Source organism: Gordonia sp. UBA7599 (genome assembly GCA_002477755.1).
GTDB lineage: Bacteria > Actinomycetota > Actinomycetes > Mycobacteriales > Mycobacteriaceae > Gordonia.
In genome coordinates, this window is record DLKD01000142.1 from 25,047 (window position 1) to 44,760 (window position 19,714).

A 19,714-nucleotide genomic window follows, 5' to 3' on the forward strand; every position below is an offset into this window, starting at 1 on the left:
GAACACGTCCTAGTCTTGACCTATGACTGAAATCGACCTGCTGCGCGGCGACACACATCTCGGCGACCTCCTCGTCGCAGCCCTTCACCGCCACGCCAACCGTCGGGTCCTGCACCTGGGTGACGTCGAGCTGACCGGTGCCGAGATGGCCGATGCCATCAGCACCTACGTCCAGGCTTTCGAGTCCGTCGGTGCCGGCGGTGGTACCGCAGTCGGGCTCTTGGCGTTGAACCGCCCCGAAGTGCTGCTGGTGATCGGCGCCGGCCAGACCCAGGGGTACCGGCGGACCGCGCTGCATCCGCTGGGCTCGGCCGACGACCACGCCTATGTCCTCAACGACGCCGGTGTATCGACGCTGATCATCGACCCGGTACCCAAGTTCGTCGAGCGGACTGTCGAACTGCTGGAGAAGGTGCCCGGACTCAAGCAGGTCCTCACCCTGGGGCCCGTCCCGCCCGAGCTCGCCGAGGTCGGCACCGACATTATTGCGACGGCCGCCACGTTCAGCCCGCAGCCGCTGAAGGCCGCGCGCCTGGCACCCGACCACGTCGTCTCGATCACCTACACCGGTGGCACGACGGGCAAGCCCAAGGGCGTGATCGGCACCGCCCGGGCGATGTCGACGATGACGCAGATCCAGCTCGCCGAGTGGGAGTGGCCGCAGCGCCCTCGGTTCCTGATGTGCACGCCGCTCTCGCACGCCGGTGCCGCGTTCTTCACGCCGACGCTGATCAAGGGCGGCACGATGATCGTGCTCCCGACTTTCGACCCCGCGCTGGTGCTCAAGACCATCGAGGAGCAGAAGATCACCGCGACGATGCTGGTGCCGGCGATGCTGTACGCGCTGATGGACCACCCCGACTCGCAGACGCGCGACCTCTCGTCGTTGGAGACGGTCTACTACGGGGCCTCGCCCATCAACCCGGTCCGCCTGGCCGAGGCGATCGAGCGCTTCGGCCCGATCTTCGCGCAGTACTACGGCCAGTCCGAGGCTCCCATGGTCATCAGCTACCTGAGCCGCGACGAGCACGACCCCGCGCGTCTGGGCAGCTGCGGTCGGCCGTCGGCGTTCCTGCGCACCGCACTTCTCGACCCCGATGGGAACGAAGTGCCGCGCGGTGAGCCGGGCGAGATCTGCGTGTCCGGGCCGCTATTGGCCGGTGGTTACCTCGATCTGCCCGAGCAGACCGCGGAGACGTTCACCGCCGACGGCTGGCTGCACACCGGCGACGTCGCGCGTGAAGACGAAGACGGGTTCTGGTTCATCGTCGACCGCACCAAGGACATGATCGTCTCCGGTGGGTTCAACGTGTTCCCGCGCGAGGTCGAGGACGTCATCGCCGAACACCCCGCGGTCGGGCAGGTCGGCGTCGTCGGCGCACCCGACGACAAGTGGGGTGAGGCCGTCACCGCCGTCGTCGTGCTGCGGGCCGGAGCGGGGGAGTCCGACGAGGAGCGCAAGGTCATCGTCGACGAGATCAAGGCGTCGGTGAAGGAGCGCAAGGGCGCGGTGCAGTCGCCCAAGGAGGTCCTCTTCGTCGACGCCCTACCGCTCACCGCGCTCGGCAAGCCCGACAAGAAGGCCCTGCGCGCCCGGTTCTGGGAGGGTGCGGGCCGCTCCGTCGGCTAGGAAGTCGCAAACGCTACGGATCCCCACAACTGCTGCGGTTGCACCCGTAGCTGTTGTGGGGATCCGTAGTTGTTGCGTGGGTTGGTCAGGCCTTGCCGGCGGGGCAGCCGTAGTCGACGCCGAGACCCTTCACGCCGTTGAGCCATCCCGAGCGCACTCGCTGGATCTCGCTTGTGCGGGTCACGTCGGGCATGACGTCGGCGATCGCGTTGAAAATCAACCCCAGCTCCATGCGGGCGAGGTTGGCGCCGATGCAGAAGTGGGCGCCGTTGCCGCCGAACGCCAGGTGCGGGTTCGGGTCGCGCAGGATGTTGAACGAGAACGGGTCGTCGAAGACGTCCTCGTCGTAGTTCGCGGAACTGTAGAACAGGCCGACGCGCTCGCCCTTGGCGATCTTGACACCATTGAGCTGGGTGTCGGCGTTGGCGGTGCGCTGGAAGGCGTGCACGGGCGTGGCCCAGCGCAGCACCTCGTCGACCGTCGTCGCGGTCGGACGCTCGCGCTTGAACAACTCCCACTGGTCGGGGTAGTCGAAGAACGCGTTCATGCCGTGGCTGGTCGCGTTGCGCGTCGTCTCGTTGCCCGCGGTGATGAGCAGGATGACGAAGAAGCCGAACTCGATCTCGGTCATCGCCTCGCCGTCCTCGCCGGCCTGGACCAGCGTGGTGACGATGTCGTCGGTCGGGTTCTTGCGACGCTCCTCGGCCATCGCATACGCGTAACCCAGCAGTTCGGCGTTGGCCGTGACCGGATCGAACGGCTGGTCGGGATCGTCGCTGTTGATGATCGAGTCGACCAGTTGGTGGATGCGATCGCGGTCGGCCTCGGGCACGCCGAGTAGGTCCATGATCGCCTTCAGCGGCAGGTGGATCGAGACGTCGTCGACGAAGTTGCCACTGCCGTTGGCGACGGCCTCCTCGACGACCTGGCGGGCCGTTGCACCGAGTGTCTCCTCCAGGGCGTGGACCGCGCGCGGGGTGAACATCCGCGACACGATCTTGCGCAGCCGAGTGTGCTCGGGCGGGTCGTGGTTGATCAGCAGGGCCTTGGTGAACTCGAGCTGATCGGGCTCCATGTACTCGGGCAGGCGGATGATCGCGCCCTTCGCGTTGGTCGACCACAGTCCACTGTCCTTGGAGATGTCGCGCACGTCGGCGTGCTTGGACACCACCCAGAATCCCTCGTCGCCGAAGATCGGTGCGAGGGCGGGTTGCTCGTTCCACCAGATCGGCGCCGTGCGGCGAAGTTCGGCGAACTCGGCGACGGGCATCCCGCGCTCGAGGACGTCGGGATTGGTGAAATCGAAGCCCTTGCCCAGTGGACAGACGGGGGTGGCTGCGGTCATCGGGACCATCCTTCTCAAGCTCGCGCCGGTGTGGCGGTTGTCACTACACCATACACGATAGTTTGGTGTGTATGGTCATGCAATCTGGTCGTCGATACCGCTAGGCTGATCAGCCATGCGCACCCATGGCTGGGGCGGGAATCCGCCGCTCGACGACGACGAGGCCGTCGCGCGCATCCTCGTCGCCACCCGTGGCGTGATCGACGAGAAGGGTGCTGCGACCAACCTCGCCGACGTCGCGCGCATCCTCGGGGTGACCAGGCAAACCGTCTACCGCTACTTCCCCAGCACCGGTGAGCTGCTCGCCGCGACGGCGATGGACGCGGTCGGAGGGCTGCTCGACCGGATTGCGGCGAAGCTGCGCAACGCCACCCGACCCGATGAGGCCGTGGTCCACGGGATCGTCGCGGTGATGGACGAGCTGGCCGCCGACGACTACGTCGGCATCGTGCTGCGCGGAGACCAACTGAGTCTCGGGATTGTCGGGGAGTTCACCTCGGCGGTCGGCCAGGAGTTCGCCCGGTCGGTGATGGCGCGGATGGCCGTCGACTGGGATGAGTGGGGATTGGAGCCGGTCCTCGACGACATCGCCGAGATCATCCTGCGCACCATGCAGTCCTTGGTCGTCGGCGACAGCGGACGCGACGCCGACGACCTCGCCGCCTTCCTCGACCGCTGGGTCGGGGCGGCGATCCGCGAGATGTGCGGGGCTAGGATCCCGACGGCTCGCAGATGACGACGGGGATGTCGCGCTCGGTCCACGCCTCGTAGTTGTCGAAGTCGGCGTAGAGGTCGACCAAGCGCGGCCACAATGCCGCCTTCTCGTCGGCGTCGGCGGTCCGCGCGGTGAGTGCGAGTTTCTTGCCGTCGACCTCGATGGTCACCGCCGGATCGGCCGTGACGTTCAGGTACCACGCCGGGTTGTTCTTCATCCCGCCCTGCGAGGCCACGACGACGATGTTGTCACCGTCGCGCAGGTAGATCAGCGGGACGGTGCGCTTCTGCCCGGACTTGCGTCCGACGCTGGTCAGCAGGCACACCGGCGCCGGATTGCGCAGCCCGGCGCCGATACGCCACGTCTTGCCCAAACGCCCGCGGGTGAGCCGGTACAGGCGGGTGTTGGCCCGCGACCCGAGCTTGATCAGCGCCGCCACGACCGGCGAGTCCAACTGATCGGGGCGTTCTTGTGCAGCCATCGGTCAGATCCTTTCGATGATCGTGCCGGTCGAGAGCGCGCCGCCGGCGCACATGGTGATCAGCGCGGTCTCGCCGTCGCGGCGCTCCAGCTCGTGGAGGGCGGTCGTGATCAGGCGGGCGCCGGTAGAGCCGACGGGGTGTCCCAACGCGATGGCGCCGCCGTTGACGTTCACCTTGTCCATGTCGGCGTTGTGAACCTGCGCCCAGCTCAGCACGACCGAGGCGAAGGCCTCGTTGATCTCGACCAGGTCGATGTCGCTCAGCGACATTCCCGACTTCGCCAGCACGCGCTCGGTGGCCTGGACCGGGCCGTCGAGGTGGTAGTACGGCTCCGCGCCGACCAGTGCCTGGGCACGCAGCCGGGCGCGCGGCTTGAGGCCCAGCGCCTTGGCCTTGGCCTCGTCCATGAGCAGGACCGCGGCAGCACCGTCGGAGATCTGCGACGAGGTGCCCGCGGTGTGCAGGCCGCCCTCGATGACCGGCTTGAGCGCGGCGAGCGACTCGGCGGTGGTGTCGCGCAGGCCCTGGTCGCGGTCGACGGTGAGCTTGTTGCCGGTCAGCTCGCCCTCTTTGGTCGCCTCGGGGGCGATGACGGTGAGGACCTCACGGTCGAAGCGGCCCTCGTCCCAGGCCTGCTTGGCCAGCTGCTGGCTGCGCAGGCCGAAAGCGTCGAGGTCGGCCCGGGTGATTCCGCGGCGCTGGGCGATGCGCTCAGCGGCGTCGAACTGGTTGGGCATGTCGATGGACCACGATTCGGGCCGACGCGGTCCGGCGTTCTCGCCGACGTTGGCGCCCAGCGGGACGTGGCTCATCGCCTCGATGCCACAGGCGACGCCGACGTCGATGGTGTCGGTGGCGATCAGGCCCGCGATCAGGTGATTGGCTTGCTGGGCCGATCCGCACTGGCAGTCGACGGTGGTCGCGCCGGTCTGCCACGGCAGCCCGGCGTGCAGCCACGCGGTGCGGGTGACATTGTTGCCCTGCTCGCCGACCTGCATGACGCAGCCGCCGATGACCTGCTCGACGAGCTCGGGGTCGATGCCGGCGCGCTCGATGACACCACGTTGGGCGGCGCCCAGGATCTCCGTCGCGTGCAAACCCGAGAGCCAGCCGTTGCGCTTGCCGATCGGCGTCCGCGCCGCTTCTACGATTACCGGCACACCCATGTGCTCACTTCTTTCCGTTGGGGGACGTTCGCCCTCAAAACTAGAACAAGTTCTTGTTCCCGTCTATGCCGTGTGGCAGAGTATTGAGTAACGTGAACTGAAACACGTTCCATTCGGCCGCAGCTCGGCCGGACAGTCCGGAAGAGGTTTAGACGTGACCCAGGCGAACGACACCGTAGTCGCGCAGGGCGACGCGGCAGCGCAGTGTCCCTTCATGACGCAAGAGGGGTGGGATTTCACCAACCCCGACTTGATGGAAGACGGCGTGCCCCAGGAGGAGTTCGCCCAGCTCCGCAAGACTGCACCCGTGTGGTGGAACGCCCAACTGCCCGGCAAGGGCGGCGGCTTCAGCGACGGTGGCTACTGGGTCGTCACCAAGCACGCCGACATCCGCGACATCTCCAAGAACGCCGAGGACTGGTCGGCCGCGGAGAACGGCGTCATCATGCGGTTCGACGACGACATGCCGCCGGAGGCGCTGGAGGTCACCAAGGCCGGCCTGCTGATCAACCATGACCCGCCCGAGCACACCCGCCTGCGCAAGATCGTCGCGAAGGCCTTCACCCCGCGTGCAGTACACGGCCTGGAGGAGAAGCTCGACGAGGCGGCGCGCAAGATCGTGCAGGAGGCGGCTGACTCCGGCAACGGCGATTTCGTGCACCAGGTCGCCGTCGACCTACCGCTCATGGCCATCGCCGACCTGCTCGGCGTGCCGCAGGAAGACCGGATGAAGCTCTTCGACTGGTCGAACTCGATGATGAACGCCGAAGACCCCGATTTCCCGATCGATCCTCAGGTGGCATCCGCGGAGATCCTCGGCTACGGCTACAACATGGCCGATGCGCGTCGTAAGTGCCCGGCCGACGACATCGTCACCCAGCTGGTCAACGCCGACATCGACGGCCACTCGCTCGACGAGATCGAGTTCGGCTACTTCTTCATCCTGCTGACCGTCGCGGGCAACGAGACCACCCGCAACGCGATCAGCCACGGCATGAACGCCTTCCTCGACAACCCCGAGCAGTGGGAGATCTTCAAGGAGCAGCGGCCCGCCACCGCCGTCGACGAGATCGTCCGCTGGGCCACCCCGGTCAACAGCTTCCAGCGCACCGCGCTGGTCGACACCGAGATCCGCGGCGTGAAGATCGCCAAGGGTGACCGCGTCGGCATGTTCTACGGCTCGGCGAACTACGACGAAGAGGTCTTCGACAAGCCCTTCGAGTTCAACGTCCTGCGCGACCCCAACCCGCACGTCGGCTTCGGTGGCAACGGCACGCACTTCTGCGTGGGCGCCAACCTCGCGCGCATGGAGATCGGCCTGATGTTCAACGCGATCGCCGACATCATCCCCGACATCACCAAGCTGGCTCAGCCGCGCCGCCTGCGCCACGGCTGGATCAACGGGCTCAAGGAGCTGCAGGTCGACTACGGGACGGGTAAGTGAGCGCTCCCGCCTATCTGAACATCGACCGCGAGAACGCTCCCGGCGTTGTCGTCGGCCGTAAGTCCCGCGAGGCCGTCGCTGCACGCGACAAGGAAGCCTGGCTCGACATTTTCGCCGAGGACGGGATCGTCGAGGACCCGGTCGGGCCGTCGATGTTCGACGAGGAGGGCGTCGGCCACCGCGGTCGCGCTGCACTCTCGGAGTTCTGGGACAAGACGATTGCCACGACCGAGAAGCTCGACTTCGTCTTCGACGAGGAGATCATCTGCGGCAATGAGGTCGCCTACGTCGGGAAGATCGTCACCCACATCGCCGGCCACATCTCCGAGGCGAAGGGTGTCTTCACCTACCGCGCCGACGCCGACGGCAAGCTCGCCGCGCTGCGCGCCTTCTGGGAGGTCGAGAAGACCATCCAGAGCCTCCGCCCGGCCTAGTCGCGCTGTTTCCAACACGGCGCGGCGCCTTCCAACACAGTCAGGTGTTGGAAACTGCTGCGCAGAGTTGGAAACTCGTCGGGCGCACGGCGTTACGGTAGATCTGACGGGCGCGAAGGAGGGGCATGAAGGCATTGCTGATCTGTGTGTCCGTCTCGCGGGGCAATACCCGGAAGGTCGCCGACGTGATGGCGTCGGTGCTGGATTCGCCGGTGGTCGAGCCGGAAGACGTGACGGTCGAGGATCTCGCATCCTATGACCTCATTGGCTTCGGGTCGGGAATCTACAACCAGCGGGTGCACGCACGGCTGCGCGACTTCATCGCCGCCCTGCCCGAGGGTGGACTGAATGGCCGCGCCTTCGTCTTCGGCACCAGCGGCTTTCCGCCGTTGACCACCAAACCCCTGCAGCGGCAGTTGACGCGCGCGGGGCTGACCGTCGTCGGAGAGTTCTTCTGCCGCGGCCATGACACCTCCCCGCCCTTCGGCTGGTTCGGCGGCGCCAAGCGTGGCCGCCCCGATGCCGACGATCTGCAAGCAGCCCGGGAGTTCGCGCAGGCGCTGCTGGCCTGAGTCGTCTGACGCCGGTGTTTCCAACACGCCGCCCAGGTTTCCAACATGGACCGGTGTTGGAAACAAGGGTTCGGTGTTGGATTTGCGTTCCGACTGTGCGCGCGGCGTTACAGTGTGGCCGTCCGGCGCGAAGAGGTGATGGATGGACGGTGGATTTGAGGGCATTTACCGCGAGCACGTGACGCCGCTGTGGCGCTACGTGCGTGTGCGTGTGCCCTCGGACGCCGACGCCGAGGACGTGATCAGCGAAGTGTTCGTCGCCGCGCTGCGTTCGTGGGACCGCTACGACCCGACGATGGGGACGGTCGGGGCGTGGCTGACCGGGATCGCCCGGCACGGCATCGCGAATTGGTGGCGCAAACAGGGTCGGGAGGTGCCGGTGGAAACCATCGCCGACGACCAGACCGCGCCCGACGACGACCCGGAGACCGCGACCCTGCGCCGCATCGCCGGCGACGAGGTGCGGGCCCACCTGTCGGTCTTGACCGCGCGGGAACGCGACGCGGTGGCAATGCGATTTGGGGCACGCCTCTCGTCGTCGGAAATCGGTGCCGCACTGGGGGTTTCGGCGCCCGCCGCGCGAATGCTGGTGTACCGCGCGGTCGGCAAACTGCGGAAGGAGGTGATCGGATGACTGAGATCTTCGACGATGATCAGGCCGCCGCCGATGCCCTCGACGTCGCCGTCACCGACGCGATCGCCGGTGACCGCAGCGACCCCACACTCGCCTGGCTGACGGACGCGTTCACCGTAGTGCCGTCGGCGGAGGCGACCGATCGGATCGCAGAGAGGATCGCCCGCGCGCAGGTCGACCCTGGCCGTTCTCGCCCTGCTGTTGATCGTCCGGTTCAAGCGCGGCCCTCCCACACCCGGCCCACCGCGGCGCGTCCGGGCTCGCGACGCCCGACGACGTCTCGACGCGACCTGTGGCGCTGGCCGCGGATTGCCGTTGCGGTACTCGGTGCGGTGCTGTTCTTCCAGGGGGTGTCGTCGCTGACGTCGGGGTCGTGGATCGCGGAGAACATCGGTGAACCGTTCTCACCGCACGCGATGACCGAAGGCGGGTTCGCGCTGATCGCCGTCGGGTTCGTTGCGATGGTCGCCTGCCTCGACCGTCAGTGGCTGGTCCTGGGCGTGGCCGCCGCGGTGCCACTGGGGATCATGCTCGGCGTCCACGGTATCCGCGAAGTCAACGTGTGGGCGTGGGGAGCTGCGCTGCACCTCACCGAGGGCGTGCTGGCGGTCGTGCTGCTGGTGACGTTCGTGATCGCCTGGCGGCGGACCCGTTCTTCGCCCTGAACCCGGTCTGGTCTCCGGAGGGTCGGACTAGTCCTCGGTGTACTTGGCGAGGGCCTGCGCCAGGCACGCGGTGAACTCGTCGGGATCGGGGACGGCGGCCGGATCGACGTTGATTCCGAAGTTCGCGGTGCCGTTGTAGGTGAGTAGGGCGATGTTGATCGCCGCGCCCGACTTGGGGGCGAACGGGACCAGCGTCGTCACCTGCGCCCCGGCCAGGAAGACCGGGAACGGCGGACCGGGCACGTTGGTCGCGGCGACGTCGACGCCCTTCATCATCATGCCCGCGAGGCGTTCGGTCGCCGGTGCCGGCAACAGTGCCATCACCTTGTACGTGCCCTCCGCCAGCCCCAGGGCCGGATCGTTGCGGGCGGTGTCGACGACGTCGACCAGTTGCTTGAGCCGAGTCGTCGGGCCCTTTTCGCCGCACGGGACTATGAAGCGGGCGGGCACCCAGTGGTTGCCGGTCGCCTCGTCGCCGGGCGCGCGCAGGCTGATCGGCATGTTGATGCGGAAGCCGTCGATCGGGTGGTCGTGCTGACGGTGATAAATGCCGATCGCGTCGGCGACCGCAGCGATGAAGACGATGTTCAGAGTGACCCCGGCTTCGTGGGCGGCAGCCTTCAACTTGTCGAGCGGGACGTCGAGAAGCGTGAAGGCGCTGGTGAGCGACCGGCCGCGCATCCACGTCGAAAGCGGATCGCTCTGCGGGGCCAGCAGTGCCGCCGCCGACGTGGTGGTGCGCCACGTGGTGACCACGGATCCGACCGGATTGGTGACCAGGCTGCGGATCGATCGGACGTAGGCCTTCGCGCTACCGACGGCCACCTCGCCCAACGCGCCGATCTCGAACTGCGTTGCCTGTCGGACGCGGTCGAGCAGTCCGGCCGGATCGGCCTCCGGGGCCGGGGGCAGCGGCCCGAGGTCGGGCTCCTCGGGCGTGAGGTCGAAGAACGATGCGCTCATCGCCACGCTGCCCATGCCGTCGGCGACGGAGTGGTGGACCTTGAAGATCACCGCCGCACGACCACCGTCGAGCCCGGTGAGCACCGACATTTCCCACAGTGGCCGCGAATGGTCGAAGTCGCCGTCGCCCAGCCGGGCCGCGTACACCAGGGCGCCGCCCAGGTCGGCCTCCGACTCGTCGAGGCGGCGCCAGCGCACGTGGTAGGCCGGGTCGAAATTCGGGTCGGTCTCCCAGCGGGGCGGGGCCGGGGAGAACGGATTGCCGACCGCTCGCTGGCGTAGTCGGGGGAACTTGCGGGTCAGGCGTTCGGTGCGCTCGACGAGGCGCTGGCGGTCGGGAGCCTTGTCGAGAACGATGAACGAGACGATCGCTGACCGGAGCAGCGGGTCGCCCTCGATGTCGTACATGACAGCGTCGAAGGCGCCCATGCGCTCGTCTTTGGGGTGCATGGCTCTGATTCTGGACCAGCGCAGTGCGGTGCGGGTGGGGTTTGCCGCGGCAGCGTTACAGCGGGGTGCCCGGGAGCGAAGACGGGGTATGAGCCCCTCTACGAAAGATCGGTCCGCGCGGTTGTCGCGGCCGTCCAGCGCAGTGCCTGACTGGTCGCGCGCAGCACTGGGGCTGCTGGCAGTCCCACAGCTTCTCGTGGGTCTGTGGGCGGTGTTCAATCCTCGCCATTTCTACGACCACTTCCCGGGTTTCGGTCCGCTGTTGGTCGCCGCCGAGCCACCATTCAACGCCCACCTCGTCTCCGACGCCGGCGCGGGGTTCCTCGCGACCGGGGTCTTCGTCACGATCGCCGCGTGGTGGGGCTTGCGCCCGCTGGTCTTTGTCGCCGGGGTGTCGTTGACGGCCTTCGCCTTGCCGCACTTCGCCTATCACCTCTTCCACCCGGCCGAGTTGCTCAGCGGTCCCGAGTACGTGGGGAACCTCGCTGTCCTCGGAGTCGGGTTCGTCGTGCCGCTGGCCGTCGCGATCGCCGCACGGCCGGGGCTCCGCTCAGCGGGACGGGCCGCCCCGCTGGACGGGTGAGGCCGGTCACATCGGTGCGCTCCGGCGTTACGGTGGGTGCCGCCGCGACCAAGGAGGAGTAGACCGATCCGAAAACTCGACCCGCTCGCTCCGCTCCCGGTGTCGGGCAGCGCAGTCAGGAGGACACTATGCGCGCACTTCACCGTCTCTGGAGCTACCTCAAGGTTTTTGCGAAGTCCAAGCGGAATCGCATGGACCTTTATGCCTGGCTGGTCCGGCGGCCACAGGTGCTCATCGCCACCGGGGGGTACGAGGTGTCGCTACTGTTCTCCAACCGCCTCGACCCGCATTACAAGGAGCTCGCGCTGCTCAAGTCAGCGGGGATGGTTAGCTGCGAGTTCTGCCTCGACATCGGCTCCGCTCTGGCCCGCACCGCCGGCATCAGCGAGCAGGCGCTGCGCGACCTACCCGTCTACGCCGAGTCCGATGTCTACACCGACCTGGAGAAGCTGGTGCTGTCCTTCGCCGAGGCGATGACCGCGACGCCGGCCGTCGGTGACGACCTGACTCGCATCCGCGAGGGACTCCTCGATCACTTCACCAAGGGGCAGGTCGCCGAATTGGCCGCCGAGATCGCCTGGGAGAACCAGCGCGCACGGCTCAACCAGGCTTTGGGTGTCCGCCCGACCGGTATGTCGGATGGAGCGGCCTGCGCGTTGCCGGAGCGTCGCGTCTCGTAGCGGTCTTCCGGTGATACCGCGCGGACGACCGCCGTTCATCGGTGAGGTCATCGTCGCAGTTCAGGGCTATTTATGAGCCTCATCACGTCGATGTCCTCTCACTGAGCGGTTTCTCGCTGTGCGCCTTAGGATTGCGCCGTCAGATGGCATGAGGACGGCGCGATCGCGCACAACGGAAGGCTTGGATCATGGATACCGGCATCACCGAAGGGGCCGCATTGGGCCCGAGTAAATCCCCGGGCGGCATCCGCACGGCCACCGTCGGACTGGTCGGCCTGGCCTTGGCTGCCGGCGTCGCCACCGCGGCCACGCCCGCATTCTCGGCCGCTGCGGCACCCATCGCCGCCGCGCACACCGCTCCGACTGCGAAGCCGGCACCGGCGACCGCCATGCGCTTCACCTCCGGCCTCAACCCCGCGACGTCGCCGGCCGCCGCCGCGGTGATGACGGACACCGCCGTCGCACTGAACGTCGCCGCCACTCCGCTGTCGGCCCCGCCGGCCATCAAGGCCAACACGCCGCTGAAGAAGGCCGCCGACGGGTTCCGCCACACCGTGGCCAGCCCCGACGTCGTCGGACTGTCCACCCTCACCGGTGCCGCTGTCGGCGCGGTGATCGGGTTCGGCGTCGGATTCCTGGTCGCCCCGCTCGTCGGTGCGGTCGGCGTCGGCATCGCAGCAATCGGCACGGCTGCCTGCGCGGCCGCCACGTCCCCGACCGTCGTCGGTAGCGTGCTCTGCATCGTCGCCGTCCCGTTGCTCAGCGTCATCGCGGTTCCCCTGGCCACCGTCGCGTCGCCCATCATCGGCGCGGTGATCGGCGGTGTCATCGGGGCGACTGTCGGTGCCGGCATCGGCGCCTCCTACGCGTCGGCTCCGGTCAAGGTCTCCGCACGCAAGCAGGCGAACGCCAAGGCGAAGCTTCGCGCGGCACAGGTCGACCAGCTCGTCGGTGCGCTCCCCGCACCGGTCGCCAAGGCTGCCGCCACCGACCCGACCGCCAAGCAGCTGCGGCGCAACGTTGACCGACTCGTCAAGGACAACTCCGGCCTGGCTCAGGCGCTGGATTTCGTGACGGTGCTCGTCCCGCAGAAGGCTGAGAAGACCGCGACCTGCGCGCCGAAGAAGGCTTCGCATGTGCCGGCGCGCAAGACCTGCACGTCGAAGAAGGTCGCACTTCAGCCGACGAAGTAGGCAGCTGCTGAAAAAGCCCCCCTGGTGACCGGTCGAGGGAGTATTTCCCTCGGAGAGTCAGCAGGGGGGCTTCGTCAGCATGTCGGGCTCAGTGCTCGGGCTTGTCCGCCCCGACCAGCCACATCGAGAAGTACTGCGAACCGCCGCCGTAGGCGTGCCCGACGGCCTTGCGCGCATCCTTGACCTGGTGGTCGCCGCCCTTGCCCATCACCTGAATGGCGGCCTCGGCGAACCGGATCATGCCCGACGCGCCGATCGGATTCGACGACAAGACGCCGCCGGAAGCGTTGAACGGGATCTTCCCGCCGATCTCCGTTTCGCCGGCCTCGGTCAGCTTCCAGCCCTCGCCCTCGGGCGCGAAGCCCAGGTTCTCCAGCCACATCGGCTCGAACCAGGAGAACGGCACGTAGATCTCCGCGGCGTCGATCTCCTCGATCGGATTGGTGATCCCGCCGGATTTCCACAGTGCGGCCGACGCGTCCCGACCGGCCTGCGGGTTCACGACGTTGCGGTGGGCGAAGCTCAGCGGCTCGGTGCGCATCGCGGTCGCGTGGATCCACGCCACCGGGTTGCCCGCGGCCACGGCGGAATCCGCGACGTCCTCCGCGCCGATGACCAGCGCGCACGCGCCGTCGGACGACGGGCAGGTCTCGTCGAAGCGGATCGGGTCCCACAGCATCTGGGACTCCATGATCTTCTCGACCGTCATGTCCGGCTGGTGCAGGTGTGCCAGCGGGTTGAGCGCCCCGTTGCGACGGTCCTTCGCCGCGACGATGGCACCGATGTGCGACGGTGCTCCGGAACGGCGGATGTAGGCGCGCACGTGCGGCGCGAAGAAGCCGCCGGCGCCAGCGCCCACCGGCTTGGTGAACGGCACCGGGATCGACAGCGCCCACATGGCGTTGGACTCCGACTGCTTCTCCCATGCAACGGCGAGCACGCGCTTGTGCACGCCGGCAAAGACGAGGGATGCGGCGACGTTGGCGGTCGAACCGCCCACCGAACCCGCGGTGTGCACGCGGATGAGCCGCTTGCCGACGGCGCCCAACGACTGCGCCATCGCGAACTCGGGGATCATGGTGCCCTCGAACAGGTCGGGGGCCTTGCCGACGACGATGGCGTCGATCTCGTCGATCGAGACCCCCGCGTCGGCGAGAGCGGCGTCGATGGCCTCACGGCACATACCGGCCATTGTGACGTCGGGGCGCTTGGAAACGTACTTGGTCTGCCCGGTGCCCAGCACCGCGGCGCGATTGCGGTAACCCATCAGGAAGCCACCTCCGAAGCCAGCGTGACGACCATGTTCTGTTGCAGGACCGGCCCGCCCGACGCGTGGGCGACTGCCGTCGAGGCGTCGCCTGCGAGGATCGCGTGCGCGGCGTAGCCGATCCGTTGCAGGCCTGCGGAGAACAACGCGTTTCCGGCCAGTGCACCGCCGGACGGATTGATCCGCACCGAGTCGGGTAGTCGCAGGGCCTGCTTCACGATCAGCTCCTCGTGGGTGAAGGCGGCGTGGATCTCCGCGACGTCGACGGCACGGCTGCGGTCGCCGAAGGCGGTGTCGCCGGCCAGCGTCGTCGACGGTGAGGCGGTGAGGTCCCGGGCGCCGAAGTTCGGCGAGTCGATCCGGTGGTCCCAGCCGGTGATGAATGCCGGGTTGGCGACCAGTTCGCGCGCCCGCTCCTCGGAGGCGAGGATGACGGCTGCCGCGGCATCGGCGAACGGCGCGATGTCATGGGCGCGCAGGGGGTCGGCGACGTACGGTGCGGCCAGCAACTCGTCCACGGATTTGCCGGTGGTGCGCGCAGCCACCGCGGCCATGTCGGCCTCGGTCCAGGCGCCCGCGTCGATCCCAGCGCGGGCCTGCAGGCCACCCAGCGAACTGGCGCGGGGCCACAGTGGCGCGACGGTGTACGGGTCGGTCTCCAGCGCCAGCGTCAGATCGGCGTCCGATGCGCTCGGCTTGCCGAACCCGTAGGCCAGGGCGAGGTCGACCTCACCGGTCAGGATCTTGACGTAGGCCTCGTACAGTGCCCACGCGCCGTCCATCTCGACGTGCGACTCGTTGATCGGCGGCATGGCGCCGATCGCGTCGATGGCCGAGATGAACGAGAAGGCGCGCCCGGCCAAATAATCCGACGATCCGCTGCACCAGAAGCCGATGTCGGTACGGACGATGCCGAGCTCGGCGTAGAGCTTGTCGAAGCAGGGGATCAACATTTCGACGCCGTTGGTGGTGCCGTGCGTCTGCGCGACGTTGGGGCTGTGCGCGAATCCGACGACCGCGACTTTCGGGGTGGTCATCACACGTGCTCCTGGTAGGTGGCGTACTCGGCGTCGGGCTCGCCGGTCGGCTGGAAGTGGCTGATGTTGCCCACCGAGTGCTCCCACTCGTCCTGCGGCAACCACACCGCCTTCACGCGCATGCCCATGCGGACCTCGTCGGCAGGGCAGTCGAGGATCAAGTGCAGCAGCGGGATGTCCGTGCCGTCGAGCAGCACGTAGGCCGCGACGTAGGGCGGCTTGATCCGCTGGCCCTGGAACGGCACGTTGACGATGCAGAACGTGGTGACGATACCGGTGTCGGGCAGGTCGACGTACTCGGCCGACGGTGCCCCGTCGGCGGGGCTGACGTCGCGCGGCGGGAAGTAGACGCGTCCGGCGTCGACGCCGGAGGCGATCCGGTTGCCGATCAAGCGCCCCTGGGCGATGCCGTCGAGGAACACCGACTCGGCCTCGGTGGCGCTGTGGGTGATCGCCGTCGAGATCGGGGTGCGCACGATGATGCCGCGCGAATCGTCGGGCAGTTCGGCGGTGTTGTTCGGCGCCTGCTCGATGCTGTCGCCGGGGGCGAAGTGTGCGATGTCGGTGATGAGCCCCGTGCGGGCCGCGCGCCACGTGGCGTGCACTCGCATCCCGGTGCTCATGGCGGCGGGGGAGTCGACGGCGACGGCGTGCAACAGTGCGGTGTCGGCGCCGTCGAGGCGGATCAGCGCCCAGGCGAATGGCCGGTCGGACGGCTGCGCGGGCACCGGCTGCTCCTGCCACGACCACGAGACGACGGTGCCCACGGTCGCGACGTCGACGAATTCCGCCGAGGCTCGGCCGGTCACCGTGTCGAACTCGACGGGCGGCACGAACACCTTCCCGTCGCTGTTCACCGACCCGACGATTCGCCCGTCGCGCAAGGCGAGGGCGAACACGGACAGCACGGGTCCGAGCGATCGGGTGTAGTCGAAGTGGTTGGTCAGCTGGGCCGAAAGGATGGTCGCGGTGGGAGGGGGAACGGTCGCGACGGGATCGGCGATGGGGCTTGTCCTCACAGCCTCTACTAGAACACGTTCTAGTTTTGCGCGCAAGGAGTCCGTGGGCTCTAGACGGAGGCGCGGCGCTTTCGGGCAGGAGCCGCCCGCCGTGCGGCCGGAGCGCGGCCGAACACCAGAGCCTCGTCGGCGATGCTGCATCGGCCCAGTAGGCGCTGATCGGCGATGTAATCGTGGGTCACCTTCCACGCCCCGCGCGTTCCCTGCTTGGGGAGTTGGTCGGCGGCGCGCTGGACATACCCCGACGTGAGGCTGCCGAAGATCGTCCCGTCGATGGGTTCCCCGGCGTCGGCCTGGGCGACGACCGTCGTGTAGCCGTGTCGGCTCATGTGGGTCAGCAGCCGACACACGTACTGCGCGGCCAAATCGGCCTTGAGGGTCCACGAGGCGTTGGTGTAGCCGAGGATGAATGCCGCGTTGGGGACGCCCTCGAGCATGACCGCCTTGTAGGTCAGGTGCTGGGCCGGATCGACGGGCTCACCGTCGACCGTCATCGTGATACCCCCGTTGAACAGGACGTTGAGTCCGGTCGCGGTGACGATGATGTCGGCGTCGACGTGCTCGCCCGAGTCCATCCGCACGCCGGTCGGCGTGAATTCGGCGATCGTGTCGGTGACGACCGAGGCCTTGCCCTTGCGCAGGTAGGAGAACAGGTCGCCGTCGGGCACGACGCACATGCGCTCGTCCCACGGGTTGTAGCGCGGGGTGAAGTGCTTGATGTCGATCGTCGGGCCGAGCTGCCGGGCCGTCAGCGCGACCAGCGCCTTCTTCGACGCTCTGGGGAAGGTCCGCAGGATGTCGAAGGACAGTCGTCCGAACCCGACGGCGAGCGTGCGGACCAGCCGGTAGGCCACCATCGGGGGCACCTTCTCCGCCAGCAGCTTCATGACCAGGTTCTCCGAGGGCATGGCCAGGATGTAGGTCGGCGAGCGTTGGATCATCGTGATGTGCTCGGCCTCCTCAGCCATGTTCGGGATCAGGGTGACCGCGGTGGCGCCGCTGCCGATGACCGCGACGCGCTTGCCCGCGTAGTCGAGGTCGTCAGGCCAGTGCTGGGGATGCACGATCGTCCCGGTGAAGGCCTCCTCGTTGGGGAACGCGGGTCGATAGCCGTGCTCGTGGTCGTAGTAGCCGGTCGCGCCGACGTAGAACCGTGCGAGGTAGGTCACCTCCTCGCCGTCGGCATTGACCGCCGCGATGGTCCACCGTCCGTCGGTGCTGGACCAGTCCGCGGAGACAACGGTGATCCCATGGTCGATCTTGTCGGACAGGTCGTAGTCATCGGCGGTGTCCTGCAGGTACTGCCGGATGGACGGGCCGTCGACGAGGATCTTGGCGTCGGTCCACGGGCGGAAGTCGTACCCGAAGGTGTACATGTCTGAATCGGAACGGACGCCGGGGTAGCGGAAGAGGTCCCAGGTGCCCCCCACGCGGGCGCGGCGGTCGAGGATGCGGAACGTCAGTTCGGGGTGCTCGCGGATGAGGCGACACCCCATCCCGACGCCGGAGATGCCGGCGCCGATGATGACGACGTCGACTTCGCGGACCGATGTCTCTGCGGTGGTGTCGGACTTGGGCTTTGCGGTGCTGGACATGTCGGCTGCGCCTCTCTGCGGGTACGCGCGGATCCCATCTGGTACTGACGGTACGTGATACTTTCAGTTGCGAGTGGACTTCTGTCGAACCTGCGCGGCATCCACCGGCGCGGAACAGGAAGGGGCGCATCATGAGGGACTTCAAGGACAAGACCGTCGTCATCACCGGGGCCGGATCGGGGATTGGGCGGGCGCTGGCCGTCGAACTGGCTGGCAAGGGTGCGAAGCTGGCACTGTCCGACGTCGACTCGGTGGGCCTGGCCGAGACCGTCGCGCGCTGTGACAAGAAGGGCGTCAAGGCACTCGGCTACGACCTCGACGTCGCTGACCGTGCGGCCGTCGAGGCGCACGCCGACAAGGTGGTGAGCGAGTTCGGCGGGGCCAACGTGATCGTGAACAACGCCGGGGTCTCGCTGGCGGCAACCGTCGAGGACATGACCTGGGAAGACTTCGACTGGCTGTTCAACATCGACTTCTGGGGCGTCGCGCACGGCACGAAAGCATTCCTGCCGCATCTGATCGCGTCGGGCGACGGCCACGTCGTCAACGTCTCGTCGGTATTCGGCCTGATGGGAATCCCGAGCCAGAGCGCCTACAACGCGGCGAAGTTCGCGGTGCGCGGCTTCACCGAGTCGCTACGGCAGGAGATGCTCATCGCAGGGCACAAGGTCGGCGTCACCTGCGTGCACCCCGGCGGCATCAAGACCAACATCGTGACCAACGGTCGCGGCGCCGGCGCGACGCCGGAGGAGATCGCCGAGGCGGGGCGGCAGTTCCAGAAGATCGCGTTCACCCGACCCGAGGGGGCGGCCAAGGCGATCCTGCGCGGGGTTCGGTGGAACCGTCCGCGCGTGCTCATCGGACCCGACGCCCGCGTCTTCGACGGGATTCCGCGCCTCGTCGGCCCCCGCTACGAGGACGTCGTCGGGCACCTGGGGCGGATCACCGGCGCAGCCAACCGGATGCCCTGATCGGACTGGCGGTCGAGACCGGCCTGCCCGCTCCTCGTCGGCGGTCGTTCTCTACTCGCCGGTGAAGACCGGCTTCTCCTTGTTCGCAAACGCGCGGGGGCCGATCTTGGCGTCGGCGGTCCGGAACACGCCGAGGCCGACGCGGCCGTCGGCCTGGAAGGCCTCTTCCTCGTGCAGGCCCTCGGAATCGCGCATCGTCTTGAGGATCGCCTGGACGGCCAACGGCCCGTTGGCGGCGATGGTCTCGGCGATCTCCAGGGCGCGTGTCAGCGCGGTGCCGTCGGGGACGACGTGGCCGATGAGGCCGTATTCCTTGGCCTCGGGTGCGGTGATGTGGCGGCCGGTCAGCAGCAGATCGGCGGCGATCGTGTACGGGATCTGGCGCGGCAGCCGCACGGCGCTGCCACCGAGCGGGTAGAGGCCCCAGCGAGCCTCGGCGACGCCGAAGCGGGCACTCTCGCCGGCCACGCGGATATCGGTGCCCTGCAGGATCTCGGTCCCGCCGGCGATGGCGGCGCCCTCGACGGCCGCGATGAGCGGCTTGATTAGCCGACGGCCCTTCAACAGCGCCGGCAGGCGCGCGGGGTCCCACTCGCCGCTGGCAGCGGTGTCACCGGGAGCATTGCGGTTCATCGCCTTGAGGTCCATGCCGGCGCAGAACGCGCCGCCCGCGCCGGTGAGGATCGCGACGCGGATCTCCGGATCCTCGTCGACCCGGTCCCAGGCCTCCTCCATGATGCGCATCATCTCGGTGGACAGGGCGTTGCGGGCCTCCGGCCGGTTCATGGTCACGACGAGGATGTGGCCGCGCTGCTCGACGAGGCAGTCGGGTGCGGTGGTGGCGGTGTCGGCCATCTGGGTCGGTCCTT

20 protein-coding genes are annotated in these 19,714 nt (G+C 68.0%); 11 read left to right on the forward strand and 9 right to left on the reverse strand.

Features of this window, described 5'->3' with window-relative positions; translation table 11 throughout:
- Positions 1-22 precede the first annotated feature (22 nt).
- Positions 23-1,630: a fatty-acid--CoA ligase FadD8 gene (fadD8, locus tag B4L26_RS16735; RefSeq protein ID WP_290720634.1), complete on the forward strand. Its 1,608-nt coding sequence runs from the start codon at positions 23-25 to the stop codon at positions 1,628-1,630.
- Positions 1,631-1,715: 85 nt separating this feature from the next.
- Here fadD8 and B4L26_RS16740 read toward each other — a convergent pair whose 3' ends face one another.
- Complete coding sequence (locus tag B4L26_RS16740) at positions 1,716-2,975, reverse strand: cytochrome P450 (protein WP_290720636.1); 1,260 nt, start codon at positions 2,973-2,975, stop codon at positions 1,716-1,718.
- A gap of 115 nt (positions 2,976-3,090) precedes the next feature.
- On the opposite strand from B4L26_RS16740, the gene B4L26_RS16745 reads away from it, so the two are divergent.
- Positions 3,091-3,711, forward strand: a complete 621-nt coding sequence (locus B4L26_RS16745; RefSeq protein WP_290720638.1) for a TetR/AcrR family transcriptional regulator — start codon at positions 3,091-3,093, stop codon at positions 3,709-3,711.
- Here the strand turns inward: B4L26_RS16745 and B4L26_RS16750 are convergent.
- Positions 3,686-4,171 carry a nitroreductase family deazaflavin-dependent oxidoreductase gene (locus tag B4L26_RS16750; protein WP_290720641.1) on the reverse strand — a complete coding sequence of 162 codons (486 nt, stop codon included), beginning with the start codon at positions 4,169-4,171 and terminating at the stop codon, positions 3,686-3,688. The genes B4L26_RS16745 and B4L26_RS16750 overlap by 26 nt on opposite strands.
- A gap of 3 nt (positions 4,172-4,174) precedes the next feature.
- A complete protein-coding gene (locus B4L26_RS16755) occupies positions 4,175-5,338 on the reverse strand; it encodes a steroid 3-ketoacyl-CoA thiolase (RefSeq protein ID WP_290720643.1) in 1,164 nt (387 codons plus the stop codon).
- A 214-nt stretch (positions 5,339-5,552) separates the two neighbouring features.
- Between B4L26_RS16755 and B4L26_RS16760 the strand changes: the two genes are divergently transcribed.
- From B4L26_RS16760 to B4L26_RS16780, 5 genes are all read left to right on the forward strand, one after another.
- Complete coding sequence (locus tag B4L26_RS16760; protein WP_290720717.1) at positions 5,553-6,782, forward strand: cytochrome P450; 1,230 nt, start codon at positions 5,553-5,555, stop codon at positions 6,780-6,782.
- Complete coding sequence (locus B4L26_RS16765; RefSeq protein ID WP_290720645.1) at positions 6,779-7,216, forward strand: nuclear transport factor 2 family protein; 438 nt, start codon at positions 6,779-6,781, stop codon at positions 7,214-7,216. Before B4L26_RS16760 ends, B4L26_RS16765 begins: the two co-directional genes overlap by 4 nt.
- A 125-nt stretch (positions 7,217-7,341) precedes the next feature.
- The gene (locus B4L26_RS16770) at positions 7,342-7,788 is read left to right on the forward strand and encodes a flavodoxin family protein (RefSeq protein WP_290720646.1); all 447 of its coding nucleotides are present in this window, start codon (positions 7,342-7,344) and stop codon (positions 7,786-7,788) included.
- 142 nt (positions 7,789-7,930) lie between these two features.
- Positions 7,931-8,422, forward strand: a complete 492-nt coding sequence (locus B4L26_RS16775; RefSeq protein ID WP_290720649.1) for an RNA polymerase sigma factor — start codon at positions 7,931-7,933, stop codon at positions 8,420-8,422.
- A complete protein-coding gene (locus tag B4L26_RS16780) occupies positions 8,419-9,087 on the forward strand; it encodes a hypothetical protein (RefSeq protein ID WP_290720651.1) in 669 nt (222 codons plus the stop codon). Before B4L26_RS16775 ends, B4L26_RS16780 begins: the two co-directional genes overlap by 4 nt.
- Before the next feature lie 27 nt (positions 9,088-9,114).
- On the opposite strand, the gene B4L26_RS16785 is transcribed toward B4L26_RS16780, so the two are convergent.
- A complete protein-coding gene (locus tag B4L26_RS16785; RefSeq protein ID WP_290720653.1) occupies positions 9,115-10,500 on the reverse strand; it encodes a wax ester/triacylglycerol synthase domain-containing protein in 1,386 nt (461 codons plus the stop codon).
- Positions 10,501-10,642: 142 nt separating this feature from the next.
- Here B4L26_RS16785 and B4L26_RS16790 point away from each other — a divergent pair, with 142 nt between their 5' ends.
- The 3 genes from B4L26_RS16790 to B4L26_RS16800 all read left to right on the forward strand — a co-directional run bounded on the left by B4L26_RS16790 (position 10,643) and on the right by B4L26_RS16800 (position 12,956).
- Positions 10,643-11,083, forward strand: coding sequence for a hypothetical protein (locus B4L26_RS16790; protein WP_290720655.1), 441 nt, complete (start codon positions 10,643-10,645; stop codon positions 11,081-11,083).
- 128 nt (positions 11,084-11,211) lie between these two features.
- Positions 11,212-11,763, forward strand: a complete 552-nt coding sequence (locus B4L26_RS16795; RefSeq protein ID WP_290720657.1) for a carboxymuconolactone decarboxylase family protein — start codon at positions 11,212-11,214, stop codon at positions 11,761-11,763.
- Between the two features lie 188 nt (positions 11,764-11,951).
- Positions 11,952-12,956, forward strand: a complete 1,005-nt coding sequence (locus tag B4L26_RS16800; protein WP_290720660.1) for a hypothetical protein — start codon at positions 11,952-11,954, stop codon at positions 12,954-12,956.
- A gap of 88 nt (positions 12,957-13,044) precedes the next feature.
- Here the strand turns inward: B4L26_RS16800 and B4L26_RS16805 are convergent, their stop codons facing one another.
- Genes B4L26_RS16805 through B4L26_RS16820 form a run of 4 tightly spaced genes read right to left on the reverse strand, consistent with a single transcriptional unit; the run spans position 13,045 to position 17,874 of the window.
- Entirely contained in the window at positions 13,045-14,223 is a 1,179-nt protein-coding gene (locus tag B4L26_RS16805; RefSeq protein ID WP_290720662.1) for a thiolase domain-containing protein, read from the reverse strand.
- The gene (locus B4L26_RS16810; protein WP_290720664.1) at positions 14,223-15,260 is read right to left on the reverse strand and encodes a thiolase domain-containing protein; all 1,038 of its coding nucleotides are present in this window, start codon (positions 15,258-15,260) and stop codon (positions 14,223-14,225) included. Before B4L26_RS16810 ends, B4L26_RS16805 begins: the two co-directional genes overlap by 1 nt.
- A complete protein-coding gene (locus B4L26_RS16815; RefSeq protein WP_290720665.1) occupies positions 15,260-16,279 on the reverse strand; it encodes a Zn-ribbon domain-containing OB-fold protein in 1,020 nt (339 codons plus the stop codon). Before B4L26_RS16815 ends, B4L26_RS16810 begins: the two co-directional genes overlap by 1 nt.
- A gap of 50 nt (positions 16,280-16,329) precedes the next feature.
- Entirely contained in the window at positions 16,330-17,874 is a 1,545-nt protein-coding gene (locus B4L26_RS16820; RefSeq protein WP_290720668.1) for a flavin-containing monooxygenase, read from the reverse strand.
- A 131-nt stretch (positions 17,875-18,005) separates the two neighbouring features.
- Here B4L26_RS16820 and B4L26_RS16825 point away from each other — a divergent pair, with 131 nt between their 5' ends.
- Positions 18,006-18,845: an SDR family NAD(P)-dependent oxidoreductase gene (locus B4L26_RS16825; protein ID WP_290720670.1), complete on the forward strand. Its 840-nt coding sequence runs from the start codon at positions 18,006-18,008 to the stop codon at positions 18,843-18,845.
- 51 nt (positions 18,846-18,896) lie between these two features.
- On the opposite strand, the gene B4L26_RS16830 is transcribed toward B4L26_RS16825, so the two are convergent.
- Complete coding sequence (locus tag B4L26_RS16830) at positions 18,897-19,700, reverse strand: crotonase/enoyl-CoA hydratase family protein (protein ID WP_290720672.1); 804 nt, start codon at positions 19,698-19,700, stop codon at positions 18,897-18,899.
- Between the last annotated feature and the right edge of the window lie 14 nt (positions 19,701-19,714).